This is a genomic window from Streptomyces sp. NPDC056160, assembly GCF_042268205.1.
In the GTDB taxonomy this organism is placed as follows: Bacteria; Actinomycetota; Actinomycetes; order Streptomycetales; family Streptomycetaceae; genus Streptomyces.
Map to the genome: position 1 here is coordinate 1 of NZ_JBHJUW010000068.1, position 17743 is coordinate 17743.

At 74.7% G+C, this 17743-nt stretch carries 14 protein-coding genes and 3 tRNA genes; 8 read left to right on the top strand and 9 right to left on the bottom strand.

Translation table 11 applies throughout. The features are described 5' to 3' along the window. Window positions 1-27 precede the first annotated feature (27 nt). Window positions 28-330, bottom strand: coding sequence for a YtxH domain-containing protein (locus tag ACFC02_RS24020; RefSeq protein WP_360968970.1), 303 nt, complete (start codon window positions 328-330; stop codon window positions 28-30). Window positions 331-474: 144 nt separating this feature from the next. Here ACFC02_RS24020 and ACFC02_RS24025 point away from each other — a divergent pair. From ACFC02_RS24025 to ACFC02_RS24035, 3 genes are all read left to right on the top strand, one after another. Beyond that, a tRNA-Asn gene (locus ACFC02_RS24025) sits at window positions 475-547 on the top strand. Between the two features lie 5 nt (window positions 548-552). Continuing rightward, window positions 553-625: transfer RNA gene (locus ACFC02_RS24030), tRNA-Asn, on the top strand. Window positions 626-825: 200 nt separating this feature from the next. After that, window positions 826-899: transfer RNA gene (locus ACFC02_RS24035), tRNA-Ile, on the top strand. Window positions 900-1120: 221 nt separating this feature from the next. Here ACFC02_RS24035 and ACFC02_RS24040 read toward each other — a convergent pair. Further along, complete coding sequence (locus tag ACFC02_RS24040) at window positions 1121-1294, bottom strand: hypothetical protein (RefSeq protein WP_360968967.1); 174 nt, start codon at window positions 1292-1294, stop codon at window positions 1121-1123. A gap of 115 nt (window positions 1295-1409) precedes the next feature. After that, window positions 1410-2186: an ANTAR domain-containing protein gene (locus tag ACFC02_RS24045; protein ID WP_376360878.1), complete on the bottom strand. Its 777-nt coding sequence runs from the start codon at window positions 2184-2186 to the stop codon at window positions 1410-1412. 292 nt (window positions 2187-2478) lie between these two features. Between ACFC02_RS24045 and ACFC02_RS24050 the strand changes: the two genes are divergently transcribed. After that, window positions 2479-2775 (top strand): STAS domain-containing protein, encoded by a 297-nt coding sequence (locus ACFC02_RS24050; RefSeq protein ID WP_376360880.1) that lies wholly within the window; start codon window positions 2479-2481, stop codon window positions 2773-2775. After that, window positions 2772-3704: an anti-sigma factor RsbA family regulatory protein gene (locus ACFC02_RS24055; RefSeq protein WP_376360883.1), complete on the top strand. Its 933-nt coding sequence runs from the start codon at window positions 2772-2774 to the stop codon at window positions 3702-3704. Before ACFC02_RS24050 ends, ACFC02_RS24055 begins: the two co-directional genes overlap by 4 nt. A 20-nt stretch (window positions 3705-3724) precedes the next feature. Here ACFC02_RS24055 and ACFC02_RS24060 read toward each other — a convergent pair whose 3' ends face one another. Further along, complete coding sequence (locus ACFC02_RS24060; protein ID WP_376360886.1) at window positions 3725-4762, bottom strand: rod shape-determining protein; 1038 nt, start codon at window positions 4760-4762, stop codon at window positions 3725-3727. 312 nt (window positions 4763-5074) lie between these two features. Between ACFC02_RS24060 and ACFC02_RS24065 the strand changes: the two genes are divergently transcribed. Then, window positions 5075-8749 carry a S8 family serine peptidase gene (locus ACFC02_RS24065; protein WP_376360888.1) on the top strand — a complete coding sequence of 1225 codons (3675 nt, stop codon included), beginning with the start codon at window positions 5075-5077 and terminating at the stop codon, window positions 8747-8749. 328 nt (window positions 8750-9077) lie between these two features. On the opposite strand, the gene ACFC02_RS24070 is transcribed toward ACFC02_RS24065, so the two are convergent. The 3 genes from ACFC02_RS24070 to ACFC02_RS24080 all read right to left on the bottom strand — a co-directional run bounded on the left by ACFC02_RS24070 (window position 9078) and on the right by ACFC02_RS24080 (window position 13269). After that, a complete protein-coding gene (locus ACFC02_RS24070; protein ID WP_376360891.1) occupies window positions 9078-10466 on the bottom strand; it encodes a carboxyl transferase domain-containing protein in 1389 nt (462 codons plus the stop codon). Continuing rightward, complete coding sequence (locus tag ACFC02_RS24075; protein ID WP_376360894.1) at window positions 10459-11910, bottom strand: acyl-CoA synthetase; 1452 nt, start codon at window positions 11908-11910, stop codon at window positions 10459-10461. The genes ACFC02_RS24070 and ACFC02_RS24075 overlap by 8 nt, the downstream gene beginning before the upstream one ends. A 291-nt stretch (window positions 11911-12201) precedes the next feature. Further along, the gene (locus ACFC02_RS24080; RefSeq protein WP_376360897.1) at window positions 12202-13269 is read right to left on the bottom strand and encodes a MerR family transcriptional regulator; all 1068 of its coding nucleotides are present in this window, start codon (window positions 13267-13269) and stop codon (window positions 12202-12204) included. 260 nt (window positions 13270-13529) lie between these two features. Here ACFC02_RS24080 and ACFC02_RS24085 point away from each other — a divergent pair, with 260 nt between their 5' ends. Next, a complete protein-coding gene (locus ACFC02_RS24085) occupies window positions 13530-14462 on the top strand; it encodes a RimK family alpha-L-glutamate ligase (protein WP_376360900.1) in 933 nt (310 codons plus the stop codon). On the opposite strand, the gene ACFC02_RS24090 is transcribed toward ACFC02_RS24085, so the two are convergent. Both ACFC02_RS24090 and ACFC02_RS24095 read right to left on the bottom strand, forming a co-directional pair. After that, a complete protein-coding gene (locus ACFC02_RS24090; protein ID WP_376360903.1) occupies window positions 14410-15018 on the bottom strand; it encodes a hypothetical protein in 609 nt (202 codons plus the stop codon). The genes ACFC02_RS24085 and ACFC02_RS24090 overlap by 53 nt on opposite strands. Before the next feature lie 164 nt (window positions 15019-15182). Then, on the bottom strand, window positions 15183-16412 hold the full coding sequence (locus ACFC02_RS24095) for an MFS transporter (protein ID WP_376360906.1): 1230 nt from the start codon (window positions 16410-16412) through the stop codon (window positions 15183-15185). Between the two features lie 156 nt (window positions 16413-16568). On the opposite strand from ACFC02_RS24095, the gene ACFC02_RS24100 reads away from it, so the two are divergent. Further along, window positions 16569-17504: a LysR family transcriptional regulator gene (locus ACFC02_RS24100; protein ID WP_376360909.1), complete on the top strand. Its 936-nt coding sequence runs from the start codon at window positions 16569-16571 to the stop codon at window positions 17502-17504. Window positions 17505-17743: the final 239 nt, after the last annotated feature.

The window sequence follows — 17743 nt, forward strand, 5'->3', positions numbered from 1 at the left end:
CCCCCGCCCCCGGCGGCCGGCGGTCGCTCAGGTGTTGCTGGTGCCCCAGTCGTCCGCACCGTTGCCGCCCGCGCGCTCGCGCAGGGAACGGACCCGCTGGGCGACCGAGTCGGGGACGCGGTCGCCGACCTTCTCGCTCACCGCGTGGTACGCCTTGCCCGCGAACTGGCGTCCCTGCTGCGCCGCCGTCTCGGCGGTGTTGCGCACGGCGGGGTTCTGCGCCACCTGCCGCGCCGACTTCCGGAGCTGCTCGTAGCGCTCCCGTCCCGCCTTGGTGCCCAGTACGTAACCCAGAGCCAGCCCTGCGATGAACACGAGCCGGTAGCGCATGGTGCCACCCTTCCTTGCCTCGACGTCGGAGCCCGGGGGAACCGATTGGCGGAGCACCCCCCTGCTTGCGCTAATGTATGTGTCGCAGCGAACGCGCGCTCCCCGGGGACTACCCCGGTAGACGCGTACGATGCGACGAGGCATTCCTCCGTAGCTCAATTGGCAGAGCAGCCGGCTGTTAACCGGCAGGTTACTGGTTCGAGTCCAGTCGGGGGAGCTCGGTCCTCCGTAGCTCAATTGGCAGAGCAGCCGGCTGTTAACCGGCAGGTTACTGGTTCGAGTCCAGTCGGGGGAGCATGCTGAACGAGGGCCCTCCGGGGCCCTTTTTCATGTCCGGGTACCTGCCGGACCTGTGTTCGGGGGAACCGCCGTGACCTCGCAGGAGTCCTCAAGGTCAGGAAGCAGCGCAGCGAGCCGACCATGGCGAAGCAGGAGATCGTATGAGCGGCTATGCTGCGGCAGACGGCGCGCACACGTGTACGCGACGCGCCGGACGGGGCGGTAGCTCAGCCGGTTAGAGCAGCGGACTCATAATCCGTCGGCCGTGGGTTCGAGTCCCACCCGCCCCACCGGGCGTTACGCGGGCAGAAGCGTTTCTACCTGCGAGGACGCAGACACGAGGGTCGCCGCGCTGATGCGGCGGCCCTCGTTCACTCGGTCGGACCAGGACGGTACGCGCTCGGGCGCAAGCGGTACCCGCTCGGCCCAGGGCGGTACTCGCCCGGCCCAGGACAGCAGGGGACAGGTCCCGGACCGGCTTCGCGGCGCGGGCGAGCCGGTCGTGGGGGACTCACGGATGACGGCCGTCCTCGGTGTCGGCGGCGTCGGCCGTCTCCGGGAGGTCGTCGCGGTCGCCTTCGGCCTGGGAGGGCGTCGGGTAGGGCGTGTCCGGGGCCTCGGCGGTGCGCCGGGCGTCGTTGTCGTCCCGCTCGCCCTCGGCCTGTGAGGGGGTGTGCTCTCGCATGGTGACTCCTGCGGACAAAGTGGTCACTCGCCCGGCCGGGTACCCGCGCCGGCCTGGAACGGAACGTCCGCGCGTTCTGCCCCGTCCCCTCCCGGGTCCTTTGTTGTGCTTCGCGTCACCCGGCCGCGGGACCGGCGGGACCGGTGCCCACCGTCAGCTCCACCGCCGTGCGCAGGGCCGTCCGTATCTCCTCCGCGGGTGCGGGGCCGTCCGGCTGCGCGCCCGCCGTGACCGCCGCGGCCACCGTCCGCAGCTTGGTGTTGGACCGCTGGGAGGCCTCGCGGAGGATGTCCCAGGCCTGCCGCGGGGAGCAGGCGTGGGCGGCCATCAGGATGCCGCGCGCCTGGTCGATCACCGGGCGGGAGTCGAGGGCGTGGCGCAGTTGTTCCACCTCCTGCTCCAGCTCCAGCAGCCGTTCCGTCCGCTCGACGGCCACGGCGGACGGTGCGAGTGCGAGCGGGGTGGGCGCGTGGGGTGCGGGCCCGTGGGGTGCGGGCTTGGCGGGTGCGTCCGCCGGGGGCGGCGCGGCGGGGTGGCTCAGCGGGTCTGCCGTGTCCAGGCCGGCCAGTTCCAGCACCCGGCGCGGCTGGCCCGTCCAGCCCGTGGCCGTCACCCGGGCGGGCGTCGTGCGGCCGAACGCGTCGAGGACGTCCAGGAACTCCAGCCCGGCCGAGTCCATGAACGTCACCTCGGCCATGTCCAGCTCGACGCGGCCGGTTCCCGACGGCAGGCGGGCCAGTGTCGCGGTCAGGGTGTCCGCGCAGCCGTGGACCAGTTCGCCGCGCGGGGTGAGCCGGGCCCGGCCGTCCGGGCAGACGCGGACGCCGATGGTCAGGGTGCGGGCCAGTGCGCTGATCCTTCGAGCGAGAGGTGGTGCTGCCGTAGAGATCACGTCCCCGCCTTGTTCCGTCCCCGGCCGAACTCGTGCCGCCGCGCACCGTTGCGTCGGGGCGCGGGACCCCGCGGTCGCGGGCGGTGCTGGTCTGCGCCTGCCCGGTCCGCGGCGCCCTACACATGGCGGCGGCGCCAGGGCGTACTGTTCTCCCGTTCATCGGCGACCGTTCAGCGGGGACCGTTCATCGACGACCGTGCAGAGGCGACAGGGAGACGGTGTGGACCTTCCTTCCCGTGAGCCGGCTCCGCCGGATGCGGCTCGCTCGGAGGCCGCGGGGCCCGGACTGTCGGTGTCCCCGCTGACCCGGCAGGCCGGGGTGCGCGCGGTGGGCGAGGTGAGCCTGGCCACGCGTGGGGTATGGGAGCGCGTGCTGGAACAGGCGCTGAGCGGAGGTGAGGACGTGTACCGCCTGGAGCTCTCGGACGTGACGTTCGTCGACGTGGCCGGCGCCGGCGCGCTCGCGGACGCCGCCCGGCGGCTCGGGCCGGGCCGCCGCATGGTGCTGCACCGGCCGCCGTCCACACTGCCCCGCATATTGGAGATGTTCTGGCCCGGCCTGCCGGGGATCGAGGTGTCGACGTCATGACGGCCGCGACGGAACCGTTCGTCCATCCCGCCCTGTTCTACCGCGGCGAGCAGGAGTACCTCGCGGGCACCGTGCCCTTCGTGCGCGCCGCTCTCGCGGCCGGTGAGCCGGTCGCGGTGGCCGTGCCGGGCGAGAACCTGCGGCTGATCGAGGGCGAACTCGGCGCGGACGCGCGGTCCGTACGGCTGCTGGACATGCGCGAGGCCGGGCGCAACCCCGGGCGGATCATCCCCGGTGTGCTGCGCGCCTTCGCCGACGCCCAGCCCGCAGGGCGCCGGGTGCGGATCATCGGCGAGCCGATCTGGGCGGGCCGCAGCGCCGCCGAGTACCCGGCCTGCGCCCAGCACGAGGCGCTGATCAACGCGGCGTTCGGGGGCCGCGAGGTGACCATCCTGTGCCCGTACGACGCCGTACGCCTGGACGAGCGGACCCTCGCCGACGCCCACGCCACCCACCCCGTCGTCATCCCGGCCGGTGCGGCCAGGGAGCGGGCCAGCGGGGCGTACGACCCCGCGGACGTCGTCGCCCGGTACAACGAGCCGCTGCCCGCCGCCCCGGACGCGCTGTCCTTCCGTTTCACCGCGAAGACCCTCTCGCAGGCCCGGCACGTCGCCGTCGCCGAGGGCGCGCGGCTCGGCCTCGCGGGCACGCGGCTGGAGGACCTGGCGCTGGTGGCGGCCGAGCTGACCACCAACAGCGTGGTGCACGGCGGCGGTCGGGGCGAGGTGCGGGTGTGGGCCGCGGACGGTCAGGTGCTGTGCGAGGTGCGGGACGCGGGGCGCCTGGCCGATCCCCTGGCCGGGCGCAGGCCCGCCGCCCGCGACCAGCGGGGCGGGCGCGGCCTGTTGATGGTCAACCTGCTGGCGGACCTCGTCCGCCTGCACGCCGACGAGACCGGCACCACGGTCCGCGCCTGGCTCACGCCGTGAGCCTGACCAACTCGTAGGACCTACGCTCCCAGCGGGTCGAGCACGAGTGGTTCGACCCTGCCCTCCAGCATCTCGCCCAGGCCCTGGACCGCGCACACGTCGGGGCGTTCGGCGATGTGCACCGGCATGCCCGTGGCCCGGCGCAGCATCTGGTCGAGGCCCGGCAGCAGCGCGGAGCCGCCGACCATCATGATGCCGCGGTCGGCGAGGTCGGCCACCAGGTCGGGCGGGCACTCGCGCAGCACCGTGTAGATGCCGTCGAGCACGGCGGTCAGCGGGGTCTGGATGGCGTCCCGTACGGCGGCGGTGTCGACGAGGACGGACCGGACGAGCCCGGTGGCCACGTCCCGGCCGTGGATCTCGGTGGCGGCGGGGCCGTGCGCGGTCAGCCCGTTGTCGTGCAGGGCGAGTTGCAGCGGGCGCACGGACTGGCTGGGCAGCACCAACGCGTGTGCCTGGCGCAGGTGCTGCACGATCGCGTGGTCGACGGCCTCCCCGCCCACGGGCATCCGTACGGCGGCGACGATCGAGCCGAGGGAGAGGACGGCCACCTGGGTCGCCGCCGCCCCGCACACCATGATCATGGTGGCCTCGGCCCGTTCCACGGGCAGTCCGCAGCCGACGGCCGCGGCGATGAGCGTGTCGACGAGTTCGACCCGGCGGGCGCCGAGTCCGACCAGCGTCTCGACGGTGGCGCGCCGGGCCAGCGGATCGGCCTCGTGCGGGGTGCAGGCCGCGGCCCGCAGCCGGGCCTTGCGGCGCAGCGAGCGGCGCATCTTGTCGCCGAGCAGGTGGCGCAGCATGCGCTGGGCCATCTCGATGTCGACGACGGTGCCGCCGGTGACCGGGCGGACGACGCGGATGTAGTGGGGGGTGCGGCCCGTCATCCTCTCCGCGAAGTCGCCGACCGCGATCAGCGCTCCGGTACGGGTGTTGACGGCGGCGACCGAGGGCTGGTCGACGACGAGTCCCGCGCCCTTGACGTACACCCGGGTCCGGGCCGCCCCCAGGTCCACGGCGACATGGCAGCGGCGCAACTGCTCCAGACTGGCGGTCATGACTGATCCTCCTGAGAGCGCGGACCGTGGCGGACGCCGGGCGGCGGCCTCATGGGCATCGTGTGCGGGAGGGGGCGGCGGGCGCCTGTTCAAGGGGGCCGGGCGGGGTGCCGCTGGACGAGTGCTTTTCGCGAGCCTCCGCCGAATAAGCGCCAGATAAGCGTAAAGTGGGCGGCCTTGTCCCTGGCGGGAACCTGCCAAGGCAGCCATCCGCCAGTTCGCGTCAACTCCGTTGCCCCACAAGTCTCCTGACACTCTTCGAAGCACTCGACGCAGCATTCGACGCAGCTTTCGAAACGAAGAGAGGCACGGATGAGCAGAGGACCAGGCAGACGGAGAGCGACCCTCCTGTCGGCCGGGCTCGTGATCGCCCTGCTGCCCGCCGGGCAGGCCGCCGCCCAGCAGGCCACGGCCCACCCCGCCCACGCCGCCCCGCAGGCCACCGGAGCCGGGAAGCCCGACGCCGCCCGTACCGTCACCCTCGTCACCGGCGACCAGGTCACGGTCACCCCGCTCGGCGGCGGCCACAGCACGGTCACGGTGCGGCGGCCCGAGGGGGCGGCGGGCGCCGTGCGCACCAGTGTGGCGAACGGCGCCGTCACCGTCGTACCGGACGAGGCGCGGCCCTATCTGCGGGCGGGCCGGCTCGACCCGCGGCTCTTCGACGTCAGTGAGCTGCTGCGCCAGGGGCTCGGCGACCGGAGCACCGGCGAGCTGCCGCTGATCGTGACCTACGGCAAGGACCGGGCGGTCGCCACCCCGCGCGGCGCCGAGCGGACGCGGAACCTCGCCAGCGTGCACGGCACCGCCGTGGAGGCGGACAAGGGGCGCGCGTTCTGGCGGGAGTTCACCCGGGCGGGCACCCGGCGCGGCCTGTCGGCGGACGGCGTGGAGAAGGTCTGGCTGGACGGCCGGGTCAGCGCCGACATGGCCGAGTCCAACGCCCAGATCGGCACGCCGAAGGCGTGGGAGGCCGGGCTGACCGGCAAGGGCGTCACCGTCGCCGTCCTCGACACGGGCGTCGACACCACCCACCCCGACCTCGCCGGACGGGTCACGCAGACCAAGAGCTTCATCCCCGGCGAGGAGGTCGCCGACCGCAACGGCCACGGCACCCACGTGACCTCCACCGTGGGCGGCAGCGGCGCCGCCTCCGACGGCAAGGAGAAGGGCGTCGCCCCGGACGCCACGCTCGCCGTCGGCAAGGTCCTCGACGACCAGGGGACCGGCAGCGAGTCGCAGATCATCGCCGGCATGGAGTGGGCCGCACGGGACGTGCACGCGCGGATCGTGTCCATGTCGCTGGGCTCCACCGAGGCCAGCGACGGCACCGACCCCATGGCGCAGGCCGTGAACACCCTGACGGCGCAGACCGGCGCGCTCTTCGTGATCGCCGCGGGCAACACCGGCGCGCCCTCCTCCATCGGCTCGCCCGGCGCCGCCGACGCGGCCCTGACCGTCTCCGCGGTCGACTCGGCCGACCAGGCCGCCTACTTCACCAGCGCGGGACCGCGCTCGGGCGACAACGCCCTCAAGCCCGACCTCGCCGCCCCCGGCGTCGACATCCTCGCCGCCCGCTCCCGCCTCACCGAGGGCAGCGGCGACTACACGACCATGAGCGGTACGTCCATGGCGACGCCGCACGTCGCCGGGGTCGCCGCGCTGCTCGCCCAGGAACACCCCGACTGGAGCGCGGCCCGCCTCAAGGACGCGCTGATGTCGACGTCGAAGCGGCTCGACGCCCCCGCCTACACGCTGGGCGCGGGCCGGGTCAGCGTGCCCGACGCCGTGGCCGCCCAGGTCACCGCCACCGGCAGCGCCGACCTCGGCTTCTACAGCTGGCCCTACGACGGCAACAAGCCGGTCACCCGCACCCTCACCTACACCAACTCCGCCGACCGGCCCGTCGAGCTGGCCCTGGCCGTGCAGGGCGCTCCCGACGGCGTGGCCACCCTCGCCGACGCGCTGCTGACCGTGCCGGCCCACGGCACCGCCTCCACCACCGTCACCGGTGACGGTGCGAAGGCCCCGGTGGGCGACACCAGCGGGCAGATCGTGGCCTCCGCCGCCGGCACCCCCGTCGCGCACACCGCGTTCGGGCTGGTCAAGGAAGAGGAGCGGTACACCCTCACCGTGCACGTCAAGGACCGGTCCGGTGCCGCCACCGCCGCCGACCTCGCCGTGCAGCAACTCGCCCAGGGAGTCGACCCGGTCAGCGCCCAGGTCGGCGACTCCGGCACCCTGCGGCTGCGGCTGGAGCCGGGCACGTACAGCGTGTCCTCCTTCCTCGACGTGCGCGGCAGCCACGGCGCCGACTCCCTCGGACTCGGCTTCCTCGCCGCCCCCGAGATCACCCTCGACCGGGACCGCGAGATCACCCTGGACGGACGCCGGCTGCGCGAGGTCCGCGCCGACGCCGGCCGCCGCACCGAGCAGCGGCAGCTCCTCATGGAGTACGACCGCAAGGCGGGCGGCTCCGACCTGTTCGGCGCCGTGCAGGTGCCCGTGACGTACGACAGCCTCTTCGCGGCGCCGACCGCCCGGGTCAAGCAGGGCAGCTTCGAGTACCGGACCGTGTGGCGGCTCGGCAAGCCCCTGCTGGAGGTCAAGGGGGTCAGCGACGCCCTCGTCCAGGCGGGCGGCACGCTGACCGAGGGCCGCAGCAGGCTGGCGCTGGTCGACGTGGGCAGCGGGGACTTCACCGGCAAGGACGTGCGCGGCAAGGCGGTTCTCGCCCGCCTCACCGAGGGCGCCGAGCCGGCCGCACTCGCCCAGGCCGCGCAGGACGCGGGCGCCAGGGCCCTGTTCGTGACGGACGACGCGCCCGGCCGGCTCAGCCAGTGGTGGGGCACCGCCGACAACGCCGACCGCCCGCTGCAGATCGCCGCGGTGAACGCCGCCGACGCGGCCCGGCTGCGCGCCGCCCACCGCGTCGACATGACCGGCACCCGCCACACCCCGTACGTCTACGACCTCTCCGAGGGGCACCCGGGCGCCATCCCCGACCGTGACCTGACCTACCGGCCCGGCCGGGGCGAACTGGCCGCGCTGGACGTGAAGTTCCACGCCGGCCAGGCGGCGAGCGGCGGCGAGTTCCGGTACTCGATCACCGGTACCTTCCCGGTGGGCCTCGGCTTCCCGGAGAGCGTCGACTACCCGGCCCGGCGGACCGACTACGTCTCGACCGGCCCCGGCCAGCTCTGGCACGAGTCCGTGACGCTCGGCGACGGCACCCTGGAGGAGCGCAGCGGCCTGGTCCGCTACACCGGCGGGTCGCACGGGCAGCGGGACTGGTTCAAGCCCGTCTGGCACCCGTGGCTGGGCACCGGCCTCGGCTGGGGTCAGCAGCGGTCCGGGAACACCATCCGGTTCAACGCGCCCGGCTGGGGCGACTCCGGCCCCGACCACACCGGCTTCGGCGACGTGTGGAGCGCGGACAGCGGCATGACCCAGACCACGGCGGCCTACGTGGACGGCAAGGAGGCCGACCGCGGCAGCAGCTCGGCCGCGTACGTGTGGGAGGCGCCCGCCGACGAGCACACCTACAAGCTCGTCACCGACACCGCGCTCGACCCGGCCCGCTGGCAGCTCGCCGGGCGGGGCCACGCGGAGTGGACGTTCCGTTCCGCCGCCACCCCCGCCGACCGGTGGACCGCGCTGCCCCTGATCAACCTCGGCTTCGACGTGGACACCGACCTCGCGGGCGAGGTGCGCGGCGGCGGACGGCTCCCGGTGGGCCTGCACGCCGAGTACGTGGCGGGCGCGCCCGGCACCGGCACCATCTCCGGCGGACGGCTGGAAGTGTCGTACGACGAGGGCACGTCCTGGCAGGAGGTGCGGCTCAGCGGCGGGCACGCCTCCTGGCAGGGCACGCTGACCGTGCCGCGCGGCGCGGCCACCGTCTCGCTGCGGGCTTCGGCCGCCGACGACCGGGGCGGGTCGGTGCGGCAGGAGATCGTACGGGCCGTGGGGGTGAAGAAGCGGTGAGGTGACCGCAGGACACACGCGGGCGGCGCCGCCTCCCTGGGACGGGGAGACGGCGCCGCCGTGCTGTTCCTGCTTCCGCTGCCGTCAGATCAGCCAGCCGACGATGTGGATCAGGCCGGCGAGGACGTCAGTGAGGAAATTCATGATCGTGCTTCTCCTTGTGTTGCTTCATGTGGGACCCGCGCCGACCACGGTCTGCAGCCCGTCGCTTGCGCACCGTCAGTATCGTCCGCCCCGCGGGCCCCGCACCGATCACTTCTGCGACGATCACCTGTTCCAGGGAACAACTGATCCCTTGTTCGGATCGTCATACGACTTCCCGTGGCCCCTACGGGCCCACCACGCCGCGCACCACGCCCAGTTCGACGAGGTCCTGCGGGCGGATCCGCAGCTGGTCCGCCGTGGCGGGCGCCTGATCCGGCGGGCGCTTGAGGATCGCGGCCGCGAGTTCCGGCGCTATGACGGAGAAGTAACTGTCGGGCGTGACCCAGGTGTTGCCCGGCGCGGCCGGCGCGAGCGCGCCGCCCGAGCCGCCCTCGCCGATCACCAGCGTGGTGAGCGGCGTCCGCGCGGCGGCCACCGCGCCGAACAGGCCGGCGATCGCCGCACCCACGCCCTGCCGCTCCGCCTCGGCGTCGTTCGCCGCCCCCGGGGTGTCGACCAGTGTCAGCACGGGGATCCCGAGCCGGTCCGCGAGCCGGACCAGCCGGGTGGCCGTGCGGTATCCGGCGGGCCGCGTGGCGGTGCCGGTCTGGGCGGCGTAGGCGACGGTACGGCCGTCGTGCGTGCCGAACCCGCAGAGCATGCCGTCGTCCCGGCCGCCGCAGCGGTCGCCGTGCAGGGCCACGCGCTCGGTGAAGTAGGCGTCCAGGTAGCGCTCGGCGCGCGGGCGTTCAGGAGCGCGGGCGCGCAGGACGGCCTCCCAGCCGGTGGCGGGAAGGCCGGTGGGGGAAAGGCCGGGCCGGGCGTTCGCGTACGGCAGGGCGTCCGCCGACGGCAGGAAGCGCGGCGGGGCAGCCGCGTCGGCCGACGGCCGCGTCAGCAGCCGCAGCCACCGACCCAGCGTCGCGCGCAGCTCCCCGGGCCGTACGACGGCGTCCGCCGCGCCCGCCGCCACCTGCGCCTCGGCCGTGTACGCGGCCGGGTCCGCGTCCGGCGGCCGGACCCGGGAACCGGCGAAACCGACCTGGGCGCCGGGCAGCGCCAGCACCACGTCGGCGCCCGCGCCCAGCGTCGCCCAGCCACCGCCGGCCGTCGGGTCGCGCACGACCGCGATCTGCGCGAGTCCGGCCGCCCGGACCAGCGCGGACTGCCGGGCCACGCGCTGGAGCTGCGTCAGGGCGAGCATCCCCTCCTGCATGCGGCTGCCGCCGGTGGCCACCAGGGGGACGACCGGCAGCCGGTGCTCACGGGCGTGCGCGTACGCCGCCTCCAGGCGGTCGCCGGTGCGGGTGCCCAGGGAGCCGCCGAGGTAGCCGAACTCGAAGGAGACCAGCACCGCGCGCGTGCCCTCGATCCGGGCGGTGCCGCACACCACGGACTCGCGCTCACCGGTGCGTTCGGCGGCGCGGGCGCGGGCGTCGTCGTAGCCCTGCCAGCCGAGGGGGCCGTCGGTCCCGGGTGCGGAGCCCGCCGACTCGCCCGCGGGCTCCGGGAGCTGCGTGAAGTCGTCGGTGACGAGGGCGACGGCCTGGCGGGCGGAGAGCCGGTCAGCCATGGGTCAGCGCCCGCTTCATGATCTTCCCCATGTCGTTGCGGGGCAGCGTGTCGAGCAGCCGTACCACCCGTGGCCGCTTGTGCGGGGCCAGCCGCCCGGCCACGTGCTCGGCCAGCTCCTCGGCGCCGGGCGGGGCGGCCGGGTCCGCCGGGACGATCCAGGCGACGATCCGCTCACCGAGGTCGGCGTCCGGCTCCCCGGTGACGGCGGCCTCGCGGACGCCGGGGTGCTCCAGGAGGGCGTTCTCGATCTCGCCCGCGCCGATCTTGTAACCGCCGCTCTTGATCAGGTCGGTGGCCTTGCGGCCGACGATACGGACGTAACCGTCCGGGTCGCGCACCGCCATGTCCCCGGTACGGAAGAAGCCGTCGGCGGTGAAGGCGGCGGCCGTCGCGTCGGGCCGGTTCAGGTACCCGGTGAACAGGTTCGGGCCGCGCACCTGGATCTCGCCGACCGTCTCGCCGTCGTACGCCGTGATCGGCGTGCCGTCCTCCTCCACCAGCCGCAGCTCGACCCCCGGCAGCGGCAGCCCGACCGTGCCCGCGCGGGCCTCGCCGTCCGCCCGCACACCGGTGTTCATGAGCGTCTCCGTCATCCCGTACCGCTCGACCACCCGCCGCCCGGTCGCCGCCGCGATCCGCTCGTGGTCGTGCACGGGCAGCGCGGCCGAACCGGACACCAGCAGCCGGGCCCCCGCGAGCGCCCGGGCCAGTGCCGGATCGCCCGGCAGCGCCTCCGCGATCCGGTGGTACATGGTCGGCACGCCGAACAGCATGGTCGCGCCGTCCGCCAGCTCGCGCGCCACGCCCCCGGTCGTGAACCGGCCCAGATGCCGCACCGAGCCCCCGCGCCGCAGCGGACCGAGCGTGCCCAGCACCAGCCCGTGCACGTGGAACAGCGGCAGGCCGTGCACCAGTACGTCCCGCGCGGTCCACTGCCAGGCGTCCGCGAGCGCGTCGAGCGTGTGGGCGACGGCACGGCGCGGGAGGACGGCGCCCTTGGGCGGCCCGGTGGTGCCGGAGGTGTAGACGACCAGGGCGGCGTCCTCGTCACCGGCTGCCTCCCCGCCGGCCGGGACCGGTCCGCGGGCCCGCGCGTCGACGTCGATCCGCGCCGACCCGGCGAGCGCGGCGGGAAGTTCGTCGCCGGGGGCGGCCAGCACCAGCGAGGGCGCGCTGTCGGCGACGATGTGCCCCAGCTCCTGCTCGCCGGACTTCGGGTTCAGCGGCACGACGGCCACCCCGGCGAGCAGGGCGCCCACCACGGCCACGGCCGTCTCCGGCGTGGGCGTCGCCCACACGGCGACCCTGTCGTGACCACGCACCCGGGCACCTACGGCCCCGGCCGCCGCGGCCAGTTCCGCGTACGTCGTCACCCGGTCGCCGAAGCGCAGGGCGACCTGGGGGCCAGGGGCATCCGTCAGGGCCGGAAAGAGGGAGGACACGCGGCAGGCTCCTTGGTCGTCGTGGTCACCGGACCGGTTTCGTCGTCGTGGTCACCGGACCGCTTCTCGTCATGGGCACCGGACCGGCTTCCTCGTCGTGGTCACCGGACCGGCTTCCTCGTCGGTGGCCCCCGGGACCGGCTTCCTCGTCATGGTTGCCGGACCGGCTTCCTCGTCACGGGCACCGGATCGGCCGTGGGGCCGACAGCACCGTTCTTACCCCAGGTCCCGGGTTCCCACGACCCTGCTCAGGCCGGGCGCGAGCCGGACCCCGGCCCGCGCCCCCCGGGGTCAGGCCCCGGCCTCCACCACGTCTGCGACCACGCAGCTGACGTTGTCCGGGCCGCCGGCCTCGTTCGCCGCGTCGGTCAGGGACCGGACGGCCGCGTCCGGGTCCGGGGCGGCGCAGAGCAGCGACCGGACGCGGTCGTCGGGGACGACGCCGGACAGGCCGTCGGAGCACAGCAGGTACCGGTCGCCGGGCAGGGCGTCGTGCAGGCGCAGGTCCGGGACGGGCGGGGTGCCACCGCCGTCCAGCGCCCTGAGGAGCAGGGAGCGCTGCGGATGGCTCACGGCCTCCTCGGGCGTCAGAGGGCCCTCGTCCAGCATCGCCTGGACCACCGTGTGGTCGTGGGTGACCCGGAACAGCCCGCCCCCGCGCAGCAGATACGCCCTGCTGTCCCCGATGTGCACCAGGGCGAGCCGGGAGCCGGTCCACAGCAGCGCGGTCAGGGTCGTCCCGGCCTCCTCGCCCCCGGTGGCGTCCGCCACCGCCCGGGTCGCGTCCTGGACCGCGTCCTCCAGCAGGTTCAGCACGCTCCCGGCGGGCGGTTCCGCCGTGTCCAGTGCCTTCAGGGCCGTCACCGCCGCGCTGCCCGCCCGCGCGCCCGCGGTTCCGTAGCCGTCGGCCACGGCGAGCAGCCGCGGGCCGGCGTAGGCGGTGTCCTGGTTGGCGGGGCGGACCCTGCCCCGGTCCGAGTGGGCGGCGTAGCGCAGTTCCAGCATGGTGGCGTCCTTCCTCGGCGGTGCCGAAAGGTGGTCGGCGAGGAACGTCGCGAGGTCCCGCCGTACGGCTGTCTCCGCCTCCACCCGCGCCCAGTAGGCGCGGATCTCGCGGGCGGCGGCGTCCGGCGGCAGCGCGCACACCCGGCGGATCCCGGCCAGCGGCATTCCGAGCCGCCGCAGCCACGCCACCAGCCGTGCCTGTTCCAGCTGCGCGACCGCGTAGTAGCGGTACCCGGTGTCCGCGTCGACGCGGGCCGGGCGCAGCAACTCCAGTTCGTCGTAAAGGCGCAGGGCCTTCGGTGAGAGCCGGCACGCCTTCGCGAAGGCGCCGATCGTCAGCATGTCCGTCCGCATGTGGACCTCGTTCCCGTTCCCGCCACCGATGCTGGGGCTTCCCCGAAGGTGAAGGTCAACAGGGGTGTTCCGCCTCGCGGCGGCGGTTGTTAGCGTGCGCAGCGGTCCGTCCGCAGCCGTACCGCACTCCGCGCGTCACTCCGTCACCCGTCCCCCCGTCACCCGTCCCCCCCCCATCACCCGTCCCCCCCCGTCACCCGTCCCCCCCATCACCCGTCCCCCCCCATCACTCGTCACCCGCCCCGCAGAAGGAGCCCGCCGTGCCCCGTGTCGCCCTCGCCACCTACGATCCCGGAGCCGTGCCGAGCAGGGACCGCGACCTCGGCCCCCTCGTCCGCGCCCTGCGCGCCGCCGGGGCCGACGCCGAGGCCGTGCACTGGGACGACGCGGGCGCCGACTGGGCCGCGTACGACCTCGTCGTCATACGGTCGACGTGGGACTACAGCTGGCGTGCCGAGGAGTTCGTGGCCTGGGCCGAGCGGTGCGCGAAGGTGACGCGGCTCGCCAACCCGGCCGACGTCGTGCGCTGGAACACCGACAAGCGTTACCTGGGCGACCTCGCCGCGGCCGGGGTACCGGTCGTGCCGACCCGGTACCTCGCGCCCGGGGACCCGGCCGGAGCGGGGGACCTGCCCGGCGGCCACGACTTCGTCGTCAAGCCCGTCTTCGGGGCGGGCGCCCGGCTGGCCGCCCGGTACGCGCCCGCCGAGCGGGAGACGGCCGCCGCGCAGGTGGCGCGTCTGCACGCCGACGGCCTGACCGTGATGGTGCAGCCCTACCTGTCCCGCATCGACGTCAGCGGGGAACGGGCGCTGCAGTTCTTCGGCGGCCGGCTGCTGCACGCCAGCCGCAAGCGGGCGGTGCTGTCGCCCGGGACGGCCTACGACGCCGTGAAGGTGGCCCACCCGGACCTGCAACCGTGGACCCCGACGCCCGCCGAACTCGCGGTCGCTGAAAAGGCGTTGGCCGCCGTGCCCGGTGCGCCCGAGCTGCTCTGCGCCCGCGTCGACCTCGTGGACGGGCAGGACGGCTCACCCTGCGTGATGGAACTGGAGCTGGTCGAGCCGAACCTGTTCCTGTGGCTGCATCCGGGGTCGGAGCAGCGGGTGGCGCGGGAGATCCTGGCCGCCGCCGTCGTTCCTACGGCCTCCGCGGGTCCTCGACCCGCGTCCGTTGCAGCAGACCCCACGTGAACTCCGCGACGACCTCGTGCCGTACGCCCCGCGCGTCGGGCGCGGCGAAGGACAGCCCCCACCGGGTCGGCGCCGTGCCCTCCAGCGGGCGGGCGGGGGCGAAGGCGCGGGCGGCCTCGTCGATGGTGCAGGACCACGGAACGAGGTCGTCGAGGGTACGCAGGGCGGGGCCCTCGGCCCCGGGCGCGCGGACCAGCCACGCGTTCCAGACCCGGCCGTCCGGGCCGCTCAGCACCTCGAAGCGCAGGGCCGGCCAGAGCGGCAGCGGCCACTGCCGGGCCGTGCAGTCCAGGTCGCCGATGCGGCGGGCGGCCGTGGACTCGGGCGGTCCGAGGACGGCTCGGGCGGGGAAGGCGCCGGCCGAGCGCGCCCGCGGCCCGCGGACCATCGCCTGCCACCGCTTGTTGGCCTCGCGCATCTCCGTGACCGAGGCACCCAGTTCCCGGCGGGCGTCGGCCACCAGCTCCGGCTGGTGGTCGGCCATGCGGCGCAGCAGCACCAGCTGGAAGTCGCGCGGGGTGAAGGGGGGCCGGGGCCCGGACGAGGAGGCAGCCATACGCCCCATCGTCGCGCACGGGCCGGAGCCCCCGGGGGACCGACCGGCTCCGGCGGCGACCCGCACGGGGGCAGGTGCCGCTGTCGTGCCGCTGCCGCTGTCGCTGCCGCTGTCGTGGCGCCGCCGTGCCGCTGCCGTGCCGTGCCGTGCCGTCTCGTGCTGTGTCAGGTGTCGCTGGAGACCGGTTCCGACGCGTGTCCCGCCGTGCGCTCGTGCCCGGGGAGCAGCAGCGGGGTGGCCAGGACGAGCAGTCCCGCGACCGTGAGGGCGGTGCGCGGGCTGGTGGCGTCGGCGAGCAGCCCGGCGAGCGCCGTGAGGACGGCGATGGACGCCTGTGTCCCGATCGACCAGGCCGTCAGGGTGCGGGCGACGAGGTGCTGCGGGGTGTGTTCGAGCCGGTAGGTGGCGAGCACCGGCGTGAACAGGCTCATGTTGACGATGATGGCCAGTTCGACGGCCATCACGGTGACGAGGCCGACGACGCCGGGACGGACGAAGGCCAGGCCGATCAGCCAGATGGCGCGCAGGGTGCCGACGGTCCGGAAGACCGCGGACCGGCCGTGGCGGGCGACGACGCGGCGGGCCAGCCGGGAGCCGACGAGTCCGCCGAGGCAGGGGGCGGCGAAGGCGAGGCCGTACTGCCAGGGCGGGAACCCGAGTCTGCGCAGGAGGAGCACGGCCAGCAGCGGCTCGGTGGCCATGATCAGACCGGAGACGAGCATCTGGTTGAAGTAGAGCGCACGCAGGCCGGGATGGCCCAGGATGTGCCGCCAGCCGTCGAGCACCGCGCCCGCCCGGAGCGGACTCCTGCCGGTGGCCCGCGGCGGCGCTTCCTCCCGGCCGCCGATCGCGGTGATGCCCAGCGCGGAGAGCAGGTAGCTGAGCGCGTCGGCCACGACGGTGGTGACCGGCCCGAACAGGCCGATCGCCGCCCCGCCCAGCGGCGGCCCGACCGCGATGGAGCTCCAGTTCGTGGACTCGAACCGGGCATTGGCCACGAGCAGGTCGTCCGGCGGGACGAGGGTCTTGAGGAAGGCGCCGCTCGCCGCGTTGAAGGCGATCTTGGCGGCGGCGGCCACGGCCGAGACCACGAGGAGCTGGACGAAGCCGAGCCGTCCGAAGGCGTAGGCGAGGGGGATCGTCGCCATCACCGCGAACCGGACCAGGTCCATCGCGATCATGACCGGGCGCTTGCGCCGGAACTCCATCCACGGCGCGAGCGGCACCGCGATCAGCGCGCCCACCGCGGGTCCCACCGCGGACAGCGCGGACACCTCGGCGGGGCCGGCGTGCAACGCCAGTACGGCGATCAGCGGCAGCGCCCCGAACCCCAGCCCGGACCCGTAGGCGCTGACCGCGTACGCCGCCCACAGCCAGCCGAACCGCCGGCCCAACCGTCTCCTGCCCACGAACCTCACAGCGCTCCCCTTGCCGCCCGGCCTACAAACCGACGTTGACCGGCGAGAGCTAACCGGGCGGCACAGCAGCAGGTCAAACAACCGCCGAGGCTGCTACGCACAACTCTCGGTTGTTCACTAAGGTGGCTCGGCATGGACCTCGAAGCCGTACGCACCTTCGTCGCCGTCGCCGAAGCGGGCCAGTTCCAGAAGGCCGCCGCCGACCTGGCGGTCACCCAGCAGGCCGTGTCCAAGCGCGTCGCCGGGCTGGAGCGCGACCTCGGGGTGCGGCTGTTCACCCGCACCCCGCGCGGCGCCGAGCTGACCATCGACGGGCAGGCGTTCGCACCCCACGCGCGCGAACTGCTGCGCGTCGCCGAGCGGGCGGCCGGGTCCGTGCGCGCCGGCCGCCGTCCGCTGCGCGTCGACGTGATCGCCTCGCGTGTGGCGCCCTCGGGCCTGATGCGCGGCTTCCATCGCGCGCATCCGGAGATCGACCTGGACGTGGTGATGCTGGTCGACGTCGAGGCGGCCGTCACCGCCCTGCGTTCGGGCGCGATCGACGCGTCCTTCCGCGCCGTCGCCATGCCCGGGCGTCCGCTGCCCGAGGACATCGCGTCCGTGCGGGTGCTCGACGAGCCGCTCCAGCTCCTCACCGGGCCCGCCCACGCGCTGGCGGGCGCCCGGTCGGTGACCGTCGCCCGGCTCGCCGGGCACCGGATCTGGATGCCCGGCATCGTCCCCGGCACCGAGTGGGCCGCCTACTACGACGACCTCGTCGCCGAGTTCGGCCTCACCATCGAGGCGACCGGGCCCAACTTCGGCTCCGACGCGCTCCTCGACACCATCGCCGACACCCCGGCCCTGGCCACCTTCATGAGCGAGCAGACCCGCCTCGTCTGGCCCGCGGGCCACGGTCTGCGCCGCATTCCGGTGACCGACCCGACGCCCGTCTACCCGCACTCGCTGCTGTGGCACCGCGACAACCCGCACCCGGCGCTGGCCACCCTGCGCGCCCACCTCGCCGGCACGGCGGCCGGCCACGACACCGCCGGGACCTGGCGGCCGGACTGGGTCCTGCCCCGCTGAACGACACGGCCCCCGAGAGCCCGCCCGCCACCTCCTCGTCCAGCCACCCGTCGCTCTCCTGCCCGCGTGGCTCCTTCGCCTTGCCGTCGCTCGTTCCCCTGCCCGCGTGGCTCCTTCGCCTTGCCGTCGCTCGTTCCCCTGCCCGCGCCACTCTCGTTGCCCTGCCGTCCGGTCGTACTCCTGACGGCGTGGCTCCTTCGCCTTGCCGCCCCGTCGTTCTCCTGCCCGCGCCGTCCCTC

Bases quoted from the DNA above. Each gene is read 5' to 3' on its own strand.
- ACFC02_RS24020 (WP_360968970.1), bottom strand. From the start codon at position 330: ATGCGCTACCGGCTCGTGTTCATCGCAGGGCTGGCTCTGGGTTACGTA.
- ACFC02_RS24040 (WP_360968967.1), bottom strand. From the start codon at position 1,294: ATGCGAGAGCACACCCCCTCACAGGCCGAGGGCGAGCGGGACGACAAC.
- ACFC02_RS24055 (WP_376360883.1), top strand. From the start codon at position 2,772: ATGACGGCCGCGACGGAACCGTTCGTCCATCCCGCCCTGTTCTACCGC.
- ACFC02_RS24060 (WP_376360886.1), bottom strand. From the start codon at position 4,762: ATGACCGCCAGTCTGGAGCAGTTGCGCCGCTGCCATGTCGCCGTGGAC.
- ACFC02_RS24065 (WP_376360888.1), top strand. From the start codon at position 5,075: ATGAGCAGAGGACCAGGCAGACGGAGAGCGACCCTCCTGTCGGCCGGG.
- ACFC02_RS24070 (WP_376360891.1), bottom strand. From the start codon at position 10,466: ATGGCTGACCGGCTCTCCGCCCGCCAGGCCGTCGCCCTCGTCACCGAC.
- ACFC02_RS24080 (WP_376360897.1), bottom strand. From the start codon at position 13,269: ATGCGGACGGACATGCTGACGATCGGCGCCTTCGCGAAGGCGTGCCGG.
- ACFC02_RS24090 (WP_376360903.1), bottom strand. From the start codon at position 15,018: ATGGCTGCCTCCTCGTCCGGGCCCCGGCCCCCCTTCACCCCGCGCGAC.
- ACFC02_RS24100 (WP_376360909.1), top strand. From the start codon at position 16,569: ATGGACCTCGAAGCCGTACGCACCTTCGTCGCCGTCGCCGAAGCGGGC.